Here is an 18836-nt window from a genome sequence, read left to right as displayed (position 1 = left end):
GCTGGGGTGCGAAGCGCCCCCTGAAGCCCGCCAACCCCCACCCCCCAAAAACACAAACCCCGCTCATAAAGGCGGGGTTTGTGTTTATAAACACTCCAGCTGCGTGGGGCCGGGTGTCTACAGGATTTCAGAGTTTCAGGAGCTTTGCGCCTGGCGTTTCATCTCGAGGGTCTCGAGCTCGTTTTTATAATTATGAGCTTCGGTCTCGTCGTGAAACATGCCGACCAGCAGGTCTTGCTGGTGTACATCCCAGATGTGAATCCCGTGGGCTAATGCTTCGTGGGACATATGCTCATCGTCGCGTTCAGTTACTTTTACAGTCATCTGCTTGCTCCAATCTCTGGTTGACCTGCGGCAAGGCGTCGCAGGCCTTTGTTATATGATTTGTTAGCTTGCTAAGTAAATAACCAGGATTTGCAACACACCTTTACAAAAAGTGGCGTAATCGCGCGAGCCCGCGTAAATAGCGACATTGCGTCGCAGGGCGCTGAGTTTTATGACAAAAGTTTCATGTTGGCGTCAGGTGACAGGCGAAAAAAAGCCCCGCATCAGCGAGGCTCTTTTATTGCGCAGAGGATCAGCTGCCTTTGACAGCCTTGCCGTCAACGGTGCCGTCTTGCAGCATGATGTTGTATTCCTTGCCGTCGGTCTCGACTTGGCGCAGGGCAACCAGGATGCCGCCCCAGTCCTTGGCAAACCACATTTGGGTAATGCGCTTGCTTTGAGTCGGGTCACGTACGCGCTCGACCTTGATCGCATCGATCGAGCCGGCTTTGGTCTGGACCTTTTCCGGGCCGATCACGCGGAAGTCGTAGGTGTCGGTGTCTGTCCCTTCAACCACGCGGTAGCTCATGCTTTTCTTGCCAGCGGCCACGTCGCGCTGCAGGGCAAGCTGGTAGGTCGACTTGTCCATCATGCCGCTTTCAAGGGCGACATTGACCGGGTCCTTGTTTTCGAAGCCGGTGACCTTGTTGGCCGTACGGTCGAAGTCCAGGTTGATCTTCTTCGCCTTGCCCAGGCCACCGCGTTCGAAGGTGTAGCTCTGCGGCTGCAAGGCGTCCTTGTCGAAGCGGATCACGCTGGTTTCAGTCAGGCTGGCGATCATCATGGAGGCCTTGAAATTCAAGGTCCAGGTGCCGTTGTCATTCTTGGTCAGGCTGCGTTCTGCCGAACCACTCATGGGCAACTGTTTCCAGTCGGCGGTGTAGCTGGCGGAGAAAGGGTGAAGGTCTGCCGCTTGCACGGCAGGCAAGGCGAACAGCGCAAAAGCGAAGAGCAGGGCGCGACGCATAAAGTCTCCTAGGTTCGAATCAAGTGGCCGCTGGCCGCCAGTAACTGACCGTCCAATAATGCACCGTGGTCGCCAAGAATCAACCGCCCCTCAGCGAACCAGCGAACAGCCAGCGGGTAAATCCTGTGTTCCTGGGTGTGAACCCGTTGCGCAAGCGTCTGCGCCGAGTCCGCAGACTCTACCGGAACTACTGCCTGTACGACCAGAGGCCCGCCATCGAGTTCCTCGGTGACAAAGTGCACGCTGCAGCCATGCTCGGTGTCGCCGGCCTCCAGGGCACGCTGGTGGGTGTGTAACCCTTTGTATTTGGGCAGCAGGGACGGGTGGATATTCAGCAGGCGCCCATTGTAGTGGCGCACGAAGTCAGCGCTGAGAATGCGCATGAAGCCGGCCAGTACCACGAGCTTGGGATTGAAGGTGTCGATCAGGTCGATCAAGGCACTGTCGAAGGCCTCGCGGCCTTCGAAAGCCTTGTGATCCAGGGAGCGGGTGTCGATACCCGCGTCCCTGGCGCGTTGCAGGCCGTAGGCGTCGCTGCGGTTGGAGATCACCGCAGCGATGCGCACCGGGCTGTCGCCGGTACGCGTGCTGTCGATCAGGGCCTGCAAATTACTGCCGGTGCCGGAAAGCAGCACCACGACATCACAGGTTGCGGACATTAGTGAGCCTTGAGGTTCTTCAGCTCAACTTGGGCCGCGCCTTCGGCAGCGGTAGCGATCTGGCCGATGACCCAAGGCTGCTCGCCGGCTTCACGCAGTACGTTCAACGCGGTTTCAACGTGCTCTTGAGCCACGCAGATCACCATGCCCACGCCGCAGTTCAGTACGCGGTGCATTTCGGTTTCGTTGACGTTGCCTTTCTCTTGCAGCCAGTCGAAGACTGCCGGGCGCTGCCAGCTGGCCACGTCGACAATCGCCTGGGCACCTTTAGGCAGTACACGCGGGATGTTGTCCAGCAGGCCGCCACCGGTGATGTGGGCCATGGCCTTGACTGCGCCGGTGTCCTTGATCAGCTTGAGCAACGGCTTCACGTAGATGCGGGTCGGAGCCATCAGCAGGTCGGTCAGAGGCTTGCCGTCGAGCTGGATGGTTTCGATGTCGGCGCCGGACACTTCGATGATCTTGCGGATCAGCGAGTAGCCGTTGGAGTGCGGGCCGGACGATGGCAGGGCCAGCAGGGCGTCACCGGCAGCGACTTTGGAGCCGTCGATGATTTCGGATTTTTCTACAACGCCGACGCAGAAACCGGCCAGGTCGTAGTCTTCGCCTTCGTACATGCCTGGCATTTCAGCGGTTTCACCACCGACCAGGGAGCAGCCGGACAGTTCGCAGCCAGCGCCGATGCCGGTGACCACTTGGGTAGCGGTCTCGACGTTGAGCTTGCCGGTGGCGTAGTAGTCAAGGAAGAACAGCGGCTCGGCGCCGCACACCACCAGGTCGTTCACGCACATGGCAACCAGGTCGATGCCGATGCTGTCGTGCTTGTTCAGGTTCAATGCCAGGCGCAGCTTGGTGCCCACACCGTCGGTGCCGGAGACCAATACAGGCTGCTTGTAGCCGGCCGGGATCTCGCAGAGGGCGCCAAAACCGCCCAGGCCGCCCATGACTTCGGGGCGCGCAGTACGCTTGGCGACGCTCTTGATGCGTTCGACCAATGCTTCACCGGCGTCGATGTCTACACCGGCGTCCTTGTAGCTCAGGGAGGGTTGCTTGCTCATGATCCAGGCCTTTAGGGGGGATTTCTGGGTAACGACCGAATGCGGCGGGTGTACTGAAACCTGAAGTTTCAGCATGGCCTGCCATTGACGGTCTGCGAAGGCGCGCGATTTTATCAGGCTTGAGGGGCAGCGGCCATCCTCGGGCCGACGGGCAGGGGCAATAGCTGTTAAAAAAATCGCTAATCGAGTCGGTCACGGGCCGTATTAAGGTATAGCCTTTAACTCGCTATCGTTATGACAGTACAAAAACTTACCGAGACCCTGTGAATGTTTTGCCGGTCGCTGTGGTCACAGCCTTGCTCAATAGTGTTCACGCGGTCTGTTCCAACCGCTTATTTGCCGTTCGGGAATCTTTTTTCATGGGTCTGAGTAAATATTTTTTTGTGGGCTGTTTGTCATTGGTCAGCCTGGCGAGTCATGCCGAAACCCTCAATGGCCTCTATCAAGTGCTGGAACCGGTCAGCAGTCAGTCTCCCCAGGAGCGTGACCAGGCTACCCAGCGCGCCCTGCAAACCCTGGTGATCCGCCTGACCGGCGACGCCAAGGCCGCCGATGGCCCGGGCCTGGCGGCGATCCGCAAGGACCCGCAACAGATCATCAGCCAATACGGCTACGACGCCGGCCCTCCGGAAAGCCTGCAAGTGGATTTCGACCCGGTCAGCACCGACCGCGCCTTGCGTGGCGCAGGGTTGGCGCTGTGGGGCAGCAACCGGCCTTCGATCCTTGGTTGGTGGTTGAACGATTCCGTCGAAGGCAGCAGCCTGGTCGGCGACGGCCAGGCTGTCGCCCAACCATTGCGCCGCGCAGCCCAGCACCGTGGTTTGCCGTTGCGCCTGCCGCTGGGTGACCTGAACGAACAAATCGTCGCCACCGCCCCGAATCTTGAAAGCCCCGACGCCACACCGCTGCGCGCTGCATCCGAACGTTACGGCGCGGATGCCTTGCTGGCGGTGCATGCCCGTGAAGACGGCGGCCAATGGTCGGCCAAATGGCGCCTGTGGCTGGGTGATAAAAGCGAGCAGGGCACCGCCACTGGCACAGACACTGCGGCGTTGGCCGACGCCGTGCTGCTGGCCGTCAGCGAACGCCTGGCGCCACGCTTTGCGGTCAAGGCTGGCGCTGCCACCAGCGATCAATTGCTGGAAGTGCAGGGCATGAACCTGGAGCATTACGCCGCCCTGGGCCATCTGCTGGAGCCGTTTGGTGCCCAGCCGGTACGCGTGGACGGCACTCGCATCGTTTATCGGGTGAATGGCAGCGCTGAGCAGTTGCGCACCCAGTTAAGCCTGGCCAAGTTGCAGGAAGTCCCGGCAGGTGAGGCTCCGGCCCCGCAGCCGGTGGTGGAAGGTGCACAACCGGCGCCGGTCGAGCCGACCCCGCAACTACGTTTTCATTGGTAAGCACTCTTCCTCCTTATATAGAAGCAGGAAGCAAATAACAGATGGAGTGGTTTATGGCGGATACGCGTCGTTGGGTGTGGATTGGCGGGATTGTCCTGCTGTGCGTTTTTGTGTTCCTGCTGCATTCGATCCTGACGCCGTTCCTGGTCGCATTGCTGTTGGCCTATCTGTTCGATCCCGTGGTGGATCGCCTGGAAAAGGTCGGCCTGTCACGTACCTGGGGCGTGGTGGCGGTGTTTGCGTTGTTCACGTTGATCATCACCGCGTTGGTGCTGGTGCTGGTGCCGATGCTGGCCAAGCAATTGTTCAAGCTCTATGAGCTGGCGCCGCAAATGCTCGACTGGCTGCAACACACGGCCATGCCGTGGGCGCAGGCCAAGTTGGGGCTGGCAGACGGTTTCTGGAAGTTCGACAAGGTCAAGGCCGCCATCAGCGAGCACATGGGCCAGACCACCGACATCGTCGGCGTGGTGCTCAGCCAGGCAACCGCTTCGAGCCTTGCGCTGATCGGCTGGCTGACCAACCTGGTGCTGATCCCGGTGGTAGCGTTCTACCTGCTGCGGGACTGGGACATCATGATGGCCAAGATCCGCAGCCTGCTGCCGCGCGACCGTGAGGAGCGCATCGTCTCCCTGGCCGGGGAATGCCATGAGGTGCTTGGCGCCTTCGTCCGTGGCCAATTGCTGGTGATGCTGGCGCTGGGGATTATTTACGCGGCGGGGCTAATGGCAATCGGCCTGGAGCTGGGTCTGTTGATCGGCCTGATCGCCGGCCTGGCGGCCATCGTGCCGTATATGGGCTTTGTGATTGGTATCGGTGCGGCGCTGGTGGCCGGGCTGTTCCAGTTCCACGGCGACCTGTACCCGATGCTCGGGATTGTTGCGGTGTTCATGGTCGGCCAGGCCCTGGAAGGCATGGTGCTGACGCCGTTGCTGGTGGGCGACCGGATCGGCCTGCACCCGGTAGCAGTGATCTTCGCGATCCTGGCAGGCGGCGAGCTGTTCGGTTTTACCGGCATCCTGCTGGCGCTGCCGGTGGCGGCGGTGATCATGGTGCTGGTGCGCCATGTGCACGACTTGTATAAAGACTCGGACATGTACGCCGGCGTCGACGAACCGGAGTTATAACCGCAGCATCACAAACCCGGCTTAAGGCCGGGTTTGTCGTTTATCGGCTCTGGCGTTTCGCCATTGCGTCAAACAATCCTCACCAAATCCAACAAGTTAACGCAAACCTTTGATTTTGCTTGTGGTCTGCTGCATTGTGCGCCCGGCGTCACGGGTATAAACTTTGCAAACTTTACACAGAGGTCACTAACGGTTCGATTGGAACCGTTCAGTCAGCATGAAACCGATTCAGCTGCCCCTAGGTGTGCGTCTGCGTGACGACGCAACCTTTATCAATTACTACCCAGGCGCCAATGCCGCTGCACTCGGCTATGTCGAGCGGCTCTGCGAAGCCGACGCCGGGTGGACCGAAAGCCTGATCTACCTCTGGGGCAAGGACGGCGTGGGGCGTACCCACTTGTTGCAGGCCGCTTGCCTGCGCTTTGAGCAGATGGGTGAACCGGCGGTTTACCTGCCGCTGGCGGAGCTGCTGGACCGCGGTATCGAGATCCTCGACAACCTTGAGCAATACGAGTTGGTCTGCCTCGACGATTTGCAGGCGGTAGCGGGGCGGGCGGATTGGGAAGAGGCGCTGTTCCATCTGTTCAACCGCTTGCGTGACAGCGGCCGGCGTTTGTTGATTGCTGCATCCACCTCGCCCCGTGAGTTGCCGGTGAAGCTGGCCGACCTCAAGTCGCGGCTGACCTTGGCGCTGATCTTCCAGATGCGCCCGTTGTCCGACGAAGACAAATTGCGTGCCCTGCAACTGCGTGCTTCCCGTCGCGGGTTGCACCTGACTGACGAAGTTGGGCATTTTATCCTCACCCGTGGCACCCGCAGCATGAGCGCATTGTTCGACTTGCTCGAACAGCTCGATCAGGCCTCCTTGCAGGCCCAGCGCAAGCTCACCATTCCCTTCCTTAAAGAAACCCTGGGCTGGTAGGTGGCCCTTTAAAACCGGGGCTCTCGGCAAATTCCAGGCGCCAGAAAACTCGCGTTTTGGCCGGATTGGCCACGCAAATGGGTTGCATAGGGTGTTAAGGGCTTAGATGTCATAGTCCAAACAAGAAGTCACATAGATCACGATTGAATTTGCAAATCGATGTGATAGAGGGCATAGTCTCGGCTTCTTTACACATCAGCCACGGTCGTGCCCATGCTAAATCGCTTCGCACCCCTCGTGCCTCTCGCACTCGTTACCCTGTTGTTTGGTTGCGCCACCCACACTCAAAACGTGGCTGAGCAGCAAAAACCAGCACAACAGTCCCAGGCAAAATTCGTAGCATCTCAGTCTTCCACTGTTTATCAGGAAGCTTTCTATAAAGAAGAGCAGGCTACCGAAAAAGAACTCGCCGACTTCTCCGGCGCCAAGCCTTACCAGCTTCCAGTTCTGGCCGACAGCATTCTCGAACGCGGCATGTCCCTGATCGGTACCCGTTACCGTTTCGGCGGTACCTCTGAAGCCGGTTTCGACTGCAGCGGTTTCATCGGCTACCTGTTCCGTGAGGAAGCCGGCATGAATCTGCCGCGCTCCACCCGCGAAATGATCAACGTAAATGCACCGTTGGTCGCACGAAACAACCTCAAGCCAGGTGATCTGCTTTTCTTTAGCACTGCGGGCCGTGGTCGTGTCAGCCACGCCGGTATCTACCTGGGCGACAACCAGTTTATCCACTCCAGCAGCCGCCGCAGCGGTGGTGTGCGAGTCGATAACCTGGGTGACAGCTACTGGAGCAAAACCTTCATCGAAGCCAAGCGCGCCCTCGCGATGGCCCCGACTACCGTTACTGCTAGCAAGTAAAGTTAAAGTGATACTTGAAGTTTGACGTGTAAGCGCTAGAATCCCTGGACATTGTTGTAAATCGATCGCGCGAGCTTTGCTTGCGCGTTCTGGTTTTCAGCGTTCGGCAGCGAAAGCCGCATCCAGATCAGGATTGTTCTGCCCATGTCGACCTCGGCCCGCCTAATTCTTCTCGTTTGCGCCGCGCTGCTCAGCGCCTGCGCAAGTCGTCCTCCGCCTGCTCCCGTGGCCGTCAAGCCCAAGCCGGTGTTCAACACTTATGCCTCCCAAAGTTTCTCGCCTGCTGCCGAAGACGTGCTCTTCCGTGCGCTTGGCCTGGTCGGCACGCCTTATCGCTGGGGCGGCAATACGCCGGACTCGGGGTTTGATTGCAGTGGCTTGATCGGTTTTGTATACCGTGATGCCGCCGGCATCTCCCTGCCGCGTACTACTCGCGAGTTGATCGTGATGCGCGCCCAGGACGTGAGTGAAAACAACCTGCAAACCGGCGACCTGATCTTCTTCGCCACCGGCGGCGGCTCGCAGGTCAGTCACGCCGGGATCTATGTAGGCGAAGGGCGCTTTGTGCATGCGCCGCAAACCGGCGGTACGGTGAAGTTGGACACGCTGTCCAAGGCCTATTGGCAGAACGCCTACCTGAGCGCCAAGCGCGTATTGCCGGCGGAACACCTGGCCCGCAATCCGTAGGAAAATACTAAGCCAGATGTGGGGGGGCGGGCTTGCTCGCGAATGCAGTCTTTCAGTTGATGCATTCGGTGACTGACACACCGCATTCGCGAGCAAGCCCGCTCCCACACAAGCCCGCTCCCACCTTTATGTTGTGGTGTTTACGAAGTCGGCTACTTCGCCGCCGACACCCGCCACACCGTGTTCCCCACATCATCTGCCACCAACAAATCCCCCTGCTTGTCGATCACCACGCCTACCGGGCGGCCCATGGCTTTCTCATCGCTGTTGAGGAACCCAGTCAGCACATCCACCGGCTGGCCTTTGGGCTTGCCTGCCTCAAACGGCACAAAGATCACCTTGTAGCCACTGTGGGGCTTGCGGTTCCACGAGCCATGCTGGCCGATAAACGCGCCGTTACTGAACTGTGCCGGTAACTTGCTGCCGTCGGCAAAGGTCAGCCCCAGGGACGCCGTGTGCGGGCCCACTGCATAGTCCGGTGCAATCGCCTTGGCCACCAGGTCCGGGTTCTGTGGATTAACCCGCACATCGATGTGCTGCCCGTAGTAACTGAACGGCCAGCCGTAAAAGGCGCCATCCTTGACCGAGGTGATGTAGTCCGGCACCAGGTCGCTGCCGATTTCATCGCGCTCGTTGACTGCCGTCCACAGCTTGCCGCTTTGCGGTTCCCACGCCATGCCGTTGGGGTTGCGCAGGCCGGAGGCGAAGATGCGATGCTGGCCGGTGGCGCGGTCCACTTCCCAGATCGCGGCCCGGCCTTGCTCCGCTTCCAGGCCGTTTTCCCCAACGTTGCTGTTGGAGCCCACGCTGACGTACAGCTTGCTGCCGTCTTTGCTGGCGACCACGTTCTTGGTCCAGTGATGGTTGATGCTGCCGCCCGGCAGGTCGACCACTGTGGTGCCGGCTTCCTTGATCGAGGTTTCGCCTGGCTGATAAGGGAAGCGCAGCAACTTATCCGAATCGGCGACATACAGGTCGTTGCCCACCAGCGTCATGCCGAACGGCGAGTTCAGGTTCTCCAGGAACACCGTGCGGGTTTCCGCCACGCCATCGTGGTCGGCATCCCGCAGCAGGGTGATGCGATTCGGGCTCGGCACGGCAGCCCCTGCGCGCCCCATGACTTTCTCCATCACCCAGCCGCGAATGCCCTTGGAGTCGTCCGGTTTGGGCGGCGCATTGGTTTCCGCCACCAGCACATCGCCATTGGGCAGCACATACAGCCAGCGCGGGTGGTCCAGGCCTTCGGCAAACGCCGCCACTTGGGTGCCCGCCGCCGGGGTCGGCTTGGCGCCTTCGGGCCAGCCAATGGCCGGCGCGATATTCACCGTGGGGATCAGGGTTTTGTTCGGTTCCGGCAGTTTGGGCGAGGGCCCGGTGCCTTCGGACACTTGCAGGGTAGAGCTTTCACCGCAGGCGGCGAGGGTGCCGGCGACCATAATCAGTAGGGCGAGTCGGGTCTTGTGCATGGTTTTCTCCTTAATACCTGTAGGGGTAGAGGCGTGTAGCGACCCGATGGTTCACGCGCGTGTCCGGCTTTAATTGACGCTCCACCCCCAACCCACTAACCTTCGCGGCTTGTTTCAGGTGCTCTGTGGCGTACGCGCCGACTGAGTGAAACAGGGAAGCCGGTGAGTGAGCGCACTTTTCTACAGTGCAGCCACGATTCCGGCGCTGCCCCCGCAACGGTAAATGAGTCAAGACGGTGCCTTAAGCCACTGTATCGCTCGCGATATGGGAAGGCGCACCCTCGGCATTGCATGTCACTCATGAGCCCGGAGACCGGCCTGATCCATCCAACAGCATCACGGTGGGCGATGCTTGGCTGTCTGTATGTGTCTTTTTCCTGCCCGCCGTTTTTGTCCAGCCCCAACGGAGAGCTGCCATGACTGAATCCCCCGATCGTGACGAACGCCACCTGGCGCGCATGCTGCGCAAAAAAGCCGTGATTGATGAGCGCATTGCCAACTCACCCAACGAGTGCGGATTGCTGCTGGTGCTCACCGGCAACGGCAAGGGCAAGAGCAGCTCCGCGTTCGGCATGCTGGCACGGGCCATGGGCCACGGCATGCAGTGTGGCGTGGTGCAGTTCATCAAGGGCCGCAACAGCACCGGCGAAGAGCTGTTCTTCCGCCGTTTCCCCGAGCAGGTGCGCTTCCACGTGATGGGCGAAGGCTTTACCTGGGAAACCCAGGACCGCGCGCGTGACATCGTTGCCGCCGAAGCCGCCTGGGCGGTATCGCGGGAAATGCTGCAGAACCCAGACATCGGCCTGGTGGTGCTGGATGAGCTGAACATCGCCCTCAAGCATGGCTACCTCGATCTGGACCAGGTGCTCAGCGACCTGCAAGCCCGCCCGCCAATGCAGCACGTGCTGGTGACCGGCCGTGGCGCCAAACCCGAATTGATCGAAATGGCCGACACTGTGACGGAAATGGGTATGCTCAAGCACGCCTTCCAGGCCGGTATCAAGGCACAGAAAGGCATCGAACTTTGAATCAGCCCCGTCATTGCCCTGCTGTCCTGATCGCCGCACCGGCATCCGGCCAGGGCAAAACCACCGTCACCGCCGCGCTCGCCCGCTTGCACCGCAACCTGGGGCGCAAGGTGCGAGTGTTCAAATGCGGCCCGGACTTTCTCGACCCGATGATCCACGAGCGCGCCAGTGGTGCGCCTGTGTATCAATTGGACATGTGGATGGTGGGCGAGCAGGAAAGTCGCCGGTTGCTGTGGGAAGCGGCGGGGGAAGCCGACCTGATCCTGATCGAAGGCGTGATGGGCCTGTTCGATGGCACACCGTCCAGCGCCGACCTGGCGCGGCACTTTGGCGTGCCGGTACTGGCGGTGATCGACGGTACGGCCATGGCCCAGACCTTTGGCGCCCTGGCGTTGGGCTTGGCGCGCTACCAGCCGGACCTGCCGTTTGCCGGCGTACTGGCCAACCGCGTCGGCACGCTGCGCCATGCGCAATTGCTCGAAGGCAGCCTTACCGAAGGCCTGCGCTGGTACGGCGCACTGTCCCGGGAGACCGGCATTGAATTGCCCAGCCGCCACCTTGGCCTGGTGCAAGCCAGTGAACTGAACGACCTCGACTTACGCCTCGATGCTGCCGCCCAAGCCCTGGGCAGCAGCTGCGAGGTAGCGCTGCCACCGCCGGTGGAATTCGCCGCGCCTGAAGTGATCGAGGCCCAACCGTTGCTGGCCGGCGTACGCATTGCGGTGGCTCGCGACGAAGCCTTCGCCTTTACCTATGGCGCCAGCCTTGACCTGCTGAGGGCGATGGGCGCCGAACTGCGCTTCTTCTCGCCGATTCGTGACAGCGCGTTGCCCGAAGCTGACAGCCTGTACCTGCCCGGCGGTTACCCGGAATTGCATCACCAGGCGCTGTCGGAAAATACCCCGATGCTCGACGCCATCCGCGCTCATCACGCCGCCGGCAAACCGCTGCTGGCTGAATGCGGCGGCATGCTCTATCTGCTGGACTCGCTCACCGATGTCGACGGCACCCGTGCTGAACTGGTCGGCTTGCTCCAGGGCGATGCCGTAATGCAGAAACGTCTGGCGGCGTTGGCCCTGCAAAATGTCGAACTGCCCGAAGGCCTGTTGCGCGGCCACACCTACCATCATTCGCTGACCAGCACCGAATGGCAGCCGATTGCCCGGGGCCTGAGCCCGAATGGCGGGCGCGGCGCCGAGGCGGTTTACCGTCAGGGCCGGATGACGGCGTCCTACGTGCACTTTTATTTCCCGTCCAACCCGACAGCGGTGGCTGCACTGTTTGCGCCGGACCAGGAAACCGCTTTCGCGAGCAAACCCGTTCCCACATTGAACCGAGTCGACTCCCAGTCTGCTGCACACCAAAACTCTAATGTGGGAGCGGGCTTGCTCGCGAAGAGGCCATGACTGACAACGCCTTTCCCGAAGCCGACCGCGCCGCCGTCTACCGCGCCATCGCCGAACGCCGTGACATGCGCCACTTCAGTGGCGGCAGCGTCGCGCCGCAATTGCTCCAGCGCCTTCTGCAAGCTGCGCACCAGGCGCCGAGTGTCGGGCTGATGCAGCCGTGGCGGTTTATCCGCATCAGCGACCGCAACCTGCGCGGCCAAATCCAGCAACTGGTGGAAGAAGAACGCGTGCGCACCGCCGAGGCGCTCGGCGAGCGCTCCGACCAGTTCATGAAGCTCAAGGTCGAAGGCATCAACGACTGCGCCGAAGTGCTGGTGGCTGCGCTGATGGACGACCGCGAGCGGCATATCTTCGGTCGCCGCACCTTGCCGGAAATGGACATGGCGTCGTTGTCCTGTGCGATCCAGAATCTATGGCTGGCGGCCCGCGTCGAAGGGCTGGGCATGGGCTGGGTCTCGCTGTTTGAACCCCAGGCCCTGGCCGACCTGCTCGGCCTGCCGCCCGGTGCCAAGCCACTGGCTGTGTTGTGCCTGGGCCCGGTGACCGAGTTCTACCCGGCACCGATGTTGCAGCTCGAAGGCTGGACCGAACCACGTCCGCTAAGTGACATGTTGTATGAGAATTTTTGGGGAGTGAGTCAATGAGTGTGGCCTTGCTGAGTGTCGCTGCCGTAGCGCTGGATGCGCTGCTGGGCGAGCCCAGGCGCTGGCATCCGCTGGTGGCGTTCGGCAATTTTGCCGGGCGCATCGAGCAGCGTTTCAACTCCGGCGGCCGTGGCTGGCGCAGTCATGGCGTCACCGCGTGGGTGATCGCGGTGGTGCCGTTGACCCTGCTGGCCACGGCCCTGTCGTGGGCGCCCTACATCGGTTGGGTAGTGGAAATCCTCGCGCTGTATTGCGCCGTTGGCATGCGCAGCCTGGGCGAACACGTGCTGCCGGTAGCACAAGCGCTGCGCAGCGATGACCTGGACGAGGCGCGCAAACGCGTCAGCTACTTGGTGAGCCGTCAGACCAGTGAACTGGACCAAACAGAAGTCGCCCGCGCGGCCACCGAGTCGGTGCTGGAAAACGGCAGCGATGCGGTATTCGCCGCACTGTTCTGGTTTGTGGTCGCCGGCGTGCCCGGCGTGGTGCTCTATCGTCTGAGCAACACCCTGGATGCCATGTGGGGCTACCGCAATGAACGCTTTGAGCGTTTCGGCTGGGCGGCGGCAAAGATCGACGACGTGCTCAACTACATTCCGGCACGCCTGGTGGCAATGACCTACGCGCTGCTGGGAAAAACCCGCCTGGCGCTCAAATGCTGGCGCACCCAGGGCCCGACCTGGGACAGCCCCAACGCCGGCCCGGTGATGGCGGCAGGTGCGGGCGCCCTTGGCGTGGAGTTGGGCGGCGCGGCGATTTATCACGGCGAACTGCACCAGCGCCCGCAACTGGGCGAAGGCCCACCCGCGGATGCCGATTCCATCGAGCGTGGCTGGCAACTGGTGCAACGCGGCGTGTGGCTGTGGTTGCTGATCCTGTGTGTGGGGGCTGAATTTTATGCTTGAGCACGGTGGCCGCTTGCGCAAGGCGGCAATGCAGTACGGCATTCCTGAGGCCGATTGGCTGGACCTGTCCAGTGGCCTGGCGCCGTGGCCGTTCCCGGTCCCGGAAATCCCGCTGCGGGCCTGGGCACGCCTGCCTGAAACCGATGACGGCCTGGAACAGGCTGCCTGCGAGTATTACGGCGCGACCCATGTGCTGCCGGTGGCCGGCTCCCAGGCCGCGATCCAGTTACTGCCGCGCCTGCGTCGGGCGGGCAAGGTTGGCGTGCTGTCGCCGTGTTACGCCGAACACGCCGAAGCCTGGCGCCGCGCCGGCTACATCGTGCGTGAAGTGCTGGAGCAGGAAGTCGACTTCTTCCTCGACAGCCTCGACGTGCTGGTGGTGGTCAATCCCAACAACCCCACCGGCCTGAGCCTTGCGCCGCAACGCCTGCTGGACTGGCATGCACGCCTGGCCCAGCGTGGTGGCTGGCTGGTGGTGGACGAAGCCTTCATGGACATCACCCCGCAGTTGAGTCTTGCGAGCCAGGCCCATCAAGTCGGCCTGATTGTGCTGCGCTCGTTTGGCAAATTCTTCGGCCTGGCCGGGGTGCGGTTGGGTTTTGTGCTGGCCGAGCGCAAGCTGCTCAAGCTGCTCGCCGAACAGGTGGGGCCATGGGCCGTCAGCGGGCCGACGCGGGTGCTTGGGCAAGTGTGCCTGCGCGATACCGGCGGCCATGCGCAACAGCGGCTGCGTTGCGAGTCGGCCAGCCGGCGCCTGTTTGACGTGCTTGAACGCCATGGCCTGCGGCCCCACGGTGGCTGCGCGTTGTTCCAGTGGATGATCACGGACCGGGCGGAGCAGTTGCATGAATTCATGGCCCAGCGCGGCATTCTGCTGCGCCTGTTTGTCGACAACAGCAGCCTGCGGTTCGGCCTGCCGGACACTGAAGCCGACTGGCTGCGGCTGGAACAGGCGCTGAGCACCTACAAGGAAGCCGCATGAGTACCTTGATGGTGCAGGGCACTACTTCCGATGCAGGCAAAAGCACCCTGGTGACCGCACTCTGCCGCTGGCTGGTGCGCCAGGGCATCCCGGTGGTGCCCTTCAAGCCTCAGAACATGGCGCTCAACAGCGCCGTGACCGCCGAAGGTGGCGAGATCGGCCGGGCCCAGGCGGTGCAGGCCCAGGCGGCGAACCTGGCGCCCCACACCGACATGAACCCGGTGCTGCTCAAGCCCAACAGCGACACCGGTTCCCAGGTGATTATTCACGGGCGCGCCGTGACCACCATGAATGCCGTGGCTTATCACGATTACAAAGCCATCGCGATGCAGGCGGTGTTGGCCTCCCATGCGCGGTTGAGTGCGGCGTATCCGGTGGTGATGGTCGAGGGCGCGGGTTCGCCTGCCGAGATCAATCTGCGGGCGAATGACATTGCCAACATGGGTTTTGCCGAGGCGGTGGACTGCCCGGTGTTGCTGATTGCCGATATCAATCGTGGTGGGGTGTTTGCGCATTTGGTGGGCACGCTGGAATTGTTGTCGCCGACTGAACAGGCGCGGGTCAAAGGGTTCATCATCAATCGGTTTCGCGGGGACATTGCGCTGTTGCAGCCGGGGCTGGATTGGCTGGAGGCGCGTACGGGTAAGCCGGTGGTGGGTGTGTTGCCGTATGTGATGGATTTGCATCTGGAGGCTGAGGACGGTATCGACCAGCGCCAGATCGATAAGGCGGCGCAGGTGCTCAAGGTGGTGGTGCCGGTGTTGCCGCGGATCAGTAATCACACGGACTTTGATCCGTTGCGGTTGCATCCGCAGGTGGATTTGCAGTTTGTTGGGCCGGGGCACGCGATTCCTGCGGCGGATCTGATTATTTTGCCGGGCTCGAAGAGTGTGCGCAGTGATTTGGCGTATTTGCGGGCCAATGGGTGGGATACGGCGGTGGCTCGGCATTTGCGTTATGGCGGGAAGGTGTTGGGGATTTGTGGTGGGTTGCAGATGCTCGGGGAGCAGGTGCATGACCCGCTTGGGTTGGAAGGGCCTTGCGGTTCGAGCGTCGGGTTGGGGTTGTTGGCGTTCAGTACGACGCTGGAGGAGGAGAAGCAGCTGCGCAATGTGCGCGGGCGGTTGTTGCTGGAGGATGCCGAGGTGAGTGGGTATGAGATCCACGCTGGCGTAACCAGTGGCGCTGGCCTATTGCGGCCTGCGGTTCGGTTGGACAATGGGCGCATGGATGGGGCGCAGAGTGAGGATGGGCAGATTCTCGGGACTTATTTGCATGGGGTGTTTGAGACACCGGCGGCTTGCAGTGCCTTGTTGCGGTGGGCTGGGTTGGAGGATGTGCAAGAGGTGGATTATCACGGGTTGCGGGAGCGGGATATTGAGCGGTTGGCGGATCTGGTAGAGCGGCATTTGGATACGGGTTTGTTGCGTTCGTTGTGTGGGGTATGAGTGGTTGGTATTGGACTGTGTACATATCCGTTGCTGCGGTAACGGCTACTTAGGGTTCCGCTCTTACAGCGTGTCACTTTTGGCAAACGCCCGGAATGCCGGCCCAGCCAAAAGTAACCAAAAGGTCTTTGCCCCACCACTCGGTGCCTCGCCTAGGCTCGGCATGCCCGCATTCCGGCCATCGTGGTTAACGGGGCCCGTAGATCAAGATCAACAGCAGATCAAGAGCACGGTGGCCTGAAAGCCGACCTGAGTGTTAGAAGCAAGGGCAAGGTCCAGAGCGAAAGCAGAGCTGCTTTTCTGTAGGAGCGGGTCTGTAGGAGCGGGCTTGCTCGCGAAAAACGTGAGGGCGCCGCGTTGAATCAGAAAACCATCGTCATCGTTAACGACCTTCGCGAGCAAGCCCGCTCCCACATTTGGACCGTGCCCGCTTTTACTTTTGATTTTGCTGTTGCTCTACACCACTCAAGCCGGCCGGTAGGCCGCTGTGTTCTTGATCTGCTGTTGATCTTGATCTTAGGCGCCCCGTTAAACCACGCTGGCCGAACGCAGGTAGTACGGAGCGGGTAAACCGGCAGGACGCCGGTTTAGCCGCGACGGGGCAGGGACGCCCCGTCGCGGCGGCCCGCGTAGTACTACCGGAGCTGAGGGCACACCGAGCCCAAGCGAGGTGCCGAGTGGTGGGGCAAGAGCGTTTTGCTTACTTTTGCGCTGTTCAAAAGTGAGCCGCTGTAAGAGCGGAACCAATCGAAGCCGTTACCAAAACAACGGATATACACACCGTCAAAAACAGAGACAAAACCCATGCTCCAGTTGATCCTCGGCGGTGCCCGCTCCGGCAAAAGCCGCCTGGCCGAAAAACTCGCCACCGACAGCGGCCTAAGCGTCACCTACATAGCCACCAGCCAACCCCTGGACGGCGAAATGAACGACCGCGTGGCAATCCACCGCCAACGCCGCCCCGCCGAATGGGCCCTGATCGAAGAACCCCTCGAACTCGCCCGCACCCTGCGCGAAAACGCCGCGAACGACCGCTGCCTGCTGATCGACTGCCTCACCCTATGGCTCACCAACCTCCTCATGCTCGAAGACCCCAACCGTCTAAAGGAAGAGCGCGAGGCACTGCTACAAACCCTGGCCACCCTCCCAGGAGAAATCATTTTTGTCAGCAACGAGACCGGACTGGGTGTCGTCCCGCTGGGCGAATTGACTCGCCGCTATGTCGATGAAGCCGGATGGCTCCATCAAGCCTTGGCCGAACGTTGTCAGCGCGTCGTCCTGACCGTCGCCGGCCTGCCCCTGACTTTAAAAGGTACTGCGTTATGACCGACATCTGGTGGCTCAACCCCTGCAAAGTAATCGACACCCAAGCCCACGAACAAGCCCTGGCCCGTCAACAGCAACTGACCAAACCCGCCGGCTCCCTCGGCCGGTTGGAAGCCGTGGCAGTCCAATTGGCCGCCCTCCAGGGCCAGGTCAAACCCAGCGTCGACCACCTGTGGATCGCCATCTTCGCCGGCGACCACGGCGTCGTCGCCGAAGGTGTTTCCGCCTTCCCCCAGGAAGTCACCGGCCAGATGCTCCACAACTTCGTCACCGGCGGCGCCGCCATCAGCGTGCTGGCGCGCCAACTCGACGCGAAACTGGAAGTGGTCGACCTGGGCACCATCACCCCAACATTGAACCTGCCCGGCGTACGCCACCTCAACATCGGCCCCGGCACCGCCAACTTCGTCAACGGCCCGGCAATGACTGAAGCCCAAGGCCAACTAGCCCTGCAAGCCGGCCGCGACAGCGTGCACCGCGCCATTGCGAGCGGCGCGCAGCTGTTTATCGGCGGCGAGATGGGCATCGGCAACACCACCGCCGCCAGCGCCCTGGCCTGCGCACTGCTGCACTGCCAGGTCAGCGACCTGACCGGCCCCGGCACCGGCCTGAACGCCCAGGGCGTCAGCCACAAAGTCGCCGTCATCGAACGTGCCCTGGCACTGCACGCAGGCGACCGTGACGACGCACTGAAAACCCTGTTCAACCTCGGCGGCTTTGAAATTGCCGCGCTGGTCGGCGCCTACCTGGCCTGTGCCCAAGAGGGCGTAGTGGTGCTGGTCGACGGCTTTATCTGCACCGTCGCCGCGCTGGTCGCCACGCGCCTTAACCCGGCCTGCCGCGAATGGCTGCTGTTCGGCCACCGCGGTGCCGAGCCCGGCCACCGTCACGTGCTGCAAAGCCTCAGCGCCGAACCGCTGCTGGAACTCGGCCTGCGCCTGGGCGAAGGCAGTGGCGCTGCGCTGGCCGTGCCGTTGCTGCGCCTGGCCTGCGCGCTGCACGGGCAGATGGCGACCTTCGCTGAAGCGGCTGTGGCGGACCGTCCGGCATGACCTTGCATCTGGACCTGCTGCGCCATGGCGAAACCGAACTGGGCGGCGGCCTACGCGGCAGCCTGGACGATGCGCTCACCGCCAAGGGCTGGGAGCAGATGCGTGCGGCGGCGGTGGAGCAGGGCCCGTGGGACCGTCTGGTCAGCTCGCCGCTGCAACGTTGCGCGCGGTTTGCCGATGAGCTGGGCGCGCGCCTGAACCTGTCGGTCACCCTGGAAAAGGACTTGCAGGAGCTGCATTTCGGCGCCTGGGAAGGGCAAAGTGCAGCAGCCTTGATGGAGACCGATGCCGACGCGTTGGGTCTGTTTTGGGCCGACCCTTACAGCTTCACGCCGCCCGAGGGCGAGCCGGTGTCGCAGTTTTCTGCGCGGGTGTTGGGCACTGTCGCGCGCTTGCATCAGGCGTATGACGGCCAGCGAGTGCTGCTGATCAGCCATGGCGGGGTCATGCGTTTACTGCTGGCCCAGGCGCGCGGTTTGCCCCGTGAGCAATTGTTGAATGTGGAAGTCGGCCATGGTGGTCTATTCAGCCTGCAGGTAGAGGCGGATGGTGTATTAAGGGAAGGACTCTGAGC

19 protein-coding genes and 1 riboswitch are annotated in these 18836 nt (G+C 61.7%); of the genes, 14 read left to right on the top strand and 5 right to left on the bottom strand.

What is annotated here, in order from left to right; all coding sequences use genetic code 11:
• Positions 1 to 135: 135 nt before the first annotated feature.
• From CEC48_RS24660 to purM, 4 genes are all read right to left on the bottom strand, one after another.
• Positions 136 to 324, bottom strand: coding sequence for a hypothetical protein (locus tag CEC48_RS24660; RefSeq protein ID WP_088426115.1), 189 nt, complete (start codon positions 322 to 324; stop codon positions 136 to 138).
• A gap of 253 nt (positions 325 to 577) precedes the next feature.
• Positions 578 to 1291 carry a DUF3108 domain-containing protein gene (locus CEC48_RS24655; protein WP_088426114.1) on the bottom strand — a complete coding sequence of 238 codons (714 nt, stop codon included), beginning with the start codon at positions 1289 to 1291 and terminating at the stop codon, positions 578 to 580.
• 8 nt (positions 1292 to 1299) lie between these two features.
• The gene (purN, locus tag CEC48_RS24650) at positions 1300 to 1950 is read right to left on the bottom strand and encodes a phosphoribosylglycinamide formyltransferase (RefSeq protein WP_088426113.1); all 651 of its coding nucleotides are present in this window, start codon (positions 1948 to 1950) and stop codon (positions 1300 to 1302) included.
• Positions 1950 to 3008: a phosphoribosylformylglycinamidine cyclo-ligase gene (purM, locus tag CEC48_RS24645; protein WP_088426112.1), complete on the bottom strand. Its 1059-nt coding sequence runs from the start codon at positions 3006 to 3008 to the stop codon at positions 1950 to 1952. Before purM ends, purN begins: the two co-directional genes overlap by 1 nt.
• 359 nt (positions 3009 to 3367) lie before the next feature.
• Between purM and CEC48_RS24640 the strand changes: the two genes are divergently transcribed.
• From CEC48_RS24640 to CEC48_RS24620, 5 genes are all read left to right on the top strand, one after another.
• A complete protein-coding gene (locus CEC48_RS24640) occupies positions 3368 to 4408 on the top strand; it encodes a DUF2066 domain-containing protein (RefSeq protein ID WP_088426111.1) in 1041 nt (346 codons plus the stop codon).
• Between the two features lie 53 nt (positions 4409 to 4461).
• Positions 4462 to 5535 carry an AI-2E family transporter gene (locus CEC48_RS24635; protein WP_088426110.1) on the top strand — a complete coding sequence of 358 codons (1074 nt, stop codon included), beginning with the start codon at positions 4462 to 4464 and terminating at the stop codon, positions 5533 to 5535.
• A gap of 217 nt (positions 5536 to 5752) precedes the next feature.
• Positions 5753 to 6457 (top strand): DnaA regulatory inactivator Hda, encoded by a 705-nt coding sequence (gene hda, locus CEC48_RS24630; protein WP_010176467.1) that lies wholly within the window; start codon positions 5753 to 5755, stop codon positions 6455 to 6457.
• 213 nt (positions 6458 to 6670) lie between these two features.
• Positions 6671 to 7315 carry a C40 family peptidase gene (locus tag CEC48_RS24625; protein ID WP_088426109.1) on the top strand — a complete coding sequence of 215 codons (645 nt, stop codon included), beginning with the start codon at positions 6671 to 6673 and terminating at the stop codon, positions 7313 to 7315.
• Between the two features lie 144 nt (positions 7316 to 7459).
• Complete coding sequence (locus tag CEC48_RS24620) at positions 7460 to 8002, top strand: C40 family peptidase (RefSeq protein ID WP_088426108.1); 543 nt, start codon at positions 7460 to 7462, stop codon at positions 8000 to 8002.
• Between the two features lie 152 nt (positions 8003 to 8154).
• Here CEC48_RS24620 and CEC48_RS24615 read toward each other — a convergent pair whose 3' ends face one another.
• Entirely contained in the window at positions 8155 to 9468 is a 1314-nt protein-coding gene (locus CEC48_RS24615; protein ID WP_088426107.1) for a sorbosone dehydrogenase family protein, read from the bottom strand.
• Between the two features lie 99 nt (positions 9469 to 9567).
• A riboswitch (cobalamin riboswitch) is annotated at positions 9568 to 9805 on the top strand.
• Between the two features lie 79 nt (positions 9806 to 9884).
• On the opposite strand from CEC48_RS24615, the gene cobO reads away from it, so the two are divergent.
• From cobO to cobC, 9 genes are all read left to right on the top strand, one after another.
• Positions 9885 to 10496, top strand: a complete 612-nt coding sequence (gene cobO / locus CEC48_RS24610) for a cob(I)yrinic acid a,c-diamide adenosyltransferase (protein WP_088426106.1) — start codon at positions 9885 to 9887, stop codon at positions 10494 to 10496.
• The gene (locus CEC48_RS24605; RefSeq protein ID WP_088426105.1) at positions 10493 to 11902 is read left to right on the top strand and encodes a cobyrinate a,c-diamide synthase; all 1410 of its coding nucleotides are present in this window, start codon (positions 10493 to 10495) and stop codon (positions 11900 to 11902) included. Before cobO ends, CEC48_RS24605 begins: the two co-directional genes overlap by 4 nt.
• Positions 11899 to 12549 carry a 5,6-dimethylbenzimidazole synthase gene (gene bluB, locus CEC48_RS24600; protein ID WP_088426104.1) on the top strand — a complete coding sequence of 217 codons (651 nt, stop codon included), beginning with the start codon at positions 11899 to 11901 and terminating at the stop codon, positions 12547 to 12549. Before CEC48_RS24605 ends, bluB begins: the two co-directional genes overlap by 4 nt.
• Complete coding sequence (gene cbiB / locus CEC48_RS24595; RefSeq protein WP_088426103.1) at positions 12546 to 13454, top strand: adenosylcobinamide-phosphate synthase CbiB; 909 nt, start codon at positions 12546 to 12548, stop codon at positions 13452 to 13454. The genes bluB and cbiB overlap by 4 nt, the downstream gene beginning before the upstream one ends.
• The gene (gene cobD, locus CEC48_RS24590) at positions 13447 to 14436 is read left to right on the top strand and encodes a threonine-phosphate decarboxylase CobD (RefSeq protein WP_088426102.1); all 990 of its coding nucleotides are present in this window, start codon (positions 13447 to 13449) and stop codon (positions 14434 to 14436) included. The genes cbiB and cobD overlap by 8 nt, the downstream gene beginning before the upstream one ends.
• Positions 14433 to 15884, top strand: coding sequence for a cobyric acid synthase (locus tag CEC48_RS24585; RefSeq protein WP_088426101.1), 1452 nt, complete (start codon positions 14433 to 14435; stop codon positions 15882 to 15884). The genes cobD and CEC48_RS24585 overlap by 4 nt, the downstream gene beginning before the upstream one ends.
• 804 nt (positions 15885 to 16688) lie before the next feature.
• Positions 16689 to 17210 (top strand): bifunctional adenosylcobinamide kinase/adenosylcobinamide-phosphate guanylyltransferase, encoded by a 522-nt coding sequence (gene cobU, locus CEC48_RS24570; RefSeq protein WP_088426099.1) that lies wholly within the window; start codon positions 16689 to 16691, stop codon positions 17208 to 17210.
• Positions 17207 to 18262, top strand: a complete 1056-nt coding sequence (gene cobT, locus CEC48_RS24565; protein ID WP_088426098.1) for a nicotinate-nucleotide--dimethylbenzimidazole phosphoribosyltransferase — start codon at positions 17207 to 17209, stop codon at positions 18260 to 18262. The genes cobU and cobT overlap by 4 nt, the downstream gene beginning before the upstream one ends.
• On the top strand, positions 18259 to 18834 hold the full coding sequence (gene cobC / locus CEC48_RS24560) for an alpha-ribazole phosphatase family protein (RefSeq protein ID WP_088426097.1): 576 nt from the start codon (positions 18259 to 18261) through the stop codon (positions 18832 to 18834). The genes cobT and cobC overlap by 4 nt, the downstream gene beginning before the upstream one ends.
• The last annotated feature ends 2 nt before the right edge of the window (positions 18835 to 18836 follow it).

The sequence above is a fragment of the Pseudomonas sp. K2I15 genome (assembly GCF_002204795.1).
GTDB lineage: Bacteria > Pseudomonadota > Gammaproteobacteria > Pseudomonadales > Pseudomonadaceae > Aquipseudomonas.
Note: the sequence above shows the minus strand (reverse complement) of the source record. Positions and strands in the feature narration are given on the sequence as shown.

Bases quoted from the DNA above. Each gene is read 5' to 3' on its own strand.
- cobO (WP_088426106.1), top strand. From the start codon at position 9,885: ATGACTGAATCCCCCGATCGTGACGAACGCCACCTGGCGCGCATGCTG.
- CEC48_RS24585 (WP_088426101.1), top strand. From the start codon at position 14,433: ATGAGTACCTTGATGGTGCAGGGCACTACTTCCGATGCAGGCAAAAGC.
- cobU (WP_088426099.1), top strand. From the start codon at position 16,689: ATGCTCCAGTTGATCCTCGGCGGTGCCCGCTCCGGCAAAAGCCGCCTG.
- bluB (WP_088426104.1), top strand. From the start codon at position 11,899: ATGACTGACAACGCCTTTCCCGAAGCCGACCGCGCCGCCGTCTACCGC.
- hda (WP_010176467.1), top strand. From the start codon at position 5,753: ATGAAACCGATTCAGCTGCCCCTAGGTGTGCGTCTGCGTGACGACGCA.
- CEC48_RS24640 (WP_088426111.1), top strand. From the start codon at position 3,368: ATGGGTCTGAGTAAATATTTTTTTGTGGGCTGTTTGTCATTGGTCAGC.
- cobT (WP_088426098.1), top strand. From the start codon at position 17,207: ATGACCGACATCTGGTGGCTCAACCCCTGCAAAGTAATCGACACCCAA.
- CEC48_RS24620 (WP_088426108.1), top strand. From the start codon at position 7,460: ATGTCGACCTCGGCCCGCCTAATTCTTCTCGTTTGCGCCGCGCTGCTC.
- CEC48_RS24660 (WP_088426115.1), bottom strand. From the start codon at position 324: ATGACTGTAAAAGTAACTGAACGCGACGATGAGCATATGTCCCACGAA.
- cobC (WP_088426097.1), top strand. From the start codon at position 18,259: ATGACCTTGCATCTGGACCTGCTGCGCCATGGCGAAACCGAACTGGGC.
- cbiB (WP_088426103.1), top strand. From the start codon at position 12,546: ATGAGTGTGGCCTTGCTGAGTGTCGCTGCCGTAGCGCTGGATGCGCTG.
- CEC48_RS24615 (WP_088426107.1), bottom strand. From the start codon at position 9,468: ATGCACAAGACCCGACTCGCCCTACTGATTATGGTCGCCGGCACCCTC.
- CEC48_RS24625 (WP_088426109.1), top strand. From the start codon at position 6,671: ATGCTAAATCGCTTCGCACCCCTCGTGCCTCTCGCACTCGTTACCCTG.
- CEC48_RS24655 (WP_088426114.1), bottom strand. From the start codon at position 1,291: ATGCGTCGCGCCCTGCTCTTCGCTTTTGCGCTGTTCGCCTTGCCTGCC.
- purN (WP_088426113.1), bottom strand. From the start codon at position 1,950: ATGTCCGCAACCTGTGATGTCGTGGTGCTGCTTTCCGGCACCGGCAGT.
- CEC48_RS24635 (WP_088426110.1), top strand. From the start codon at position 4,462: ATGGCGGATACGCGTCGTTGGGTGTGGATTGGCGGGATTGTCCTGCTG.
- cobD (WP_088426102.1), top strand. From the start codon at position 13,447: ATGCTTGAGCACGGTGGCCGCTTGCGCAAGGCGGCAATGCAGTACGGC.
- purM (WP_088426112.1), bottom strand. From the start codon at position 3,008: ATGAGCAAGCAACCCTCCCTGAGCTACAAGGACGCCGGTGTAGACATC.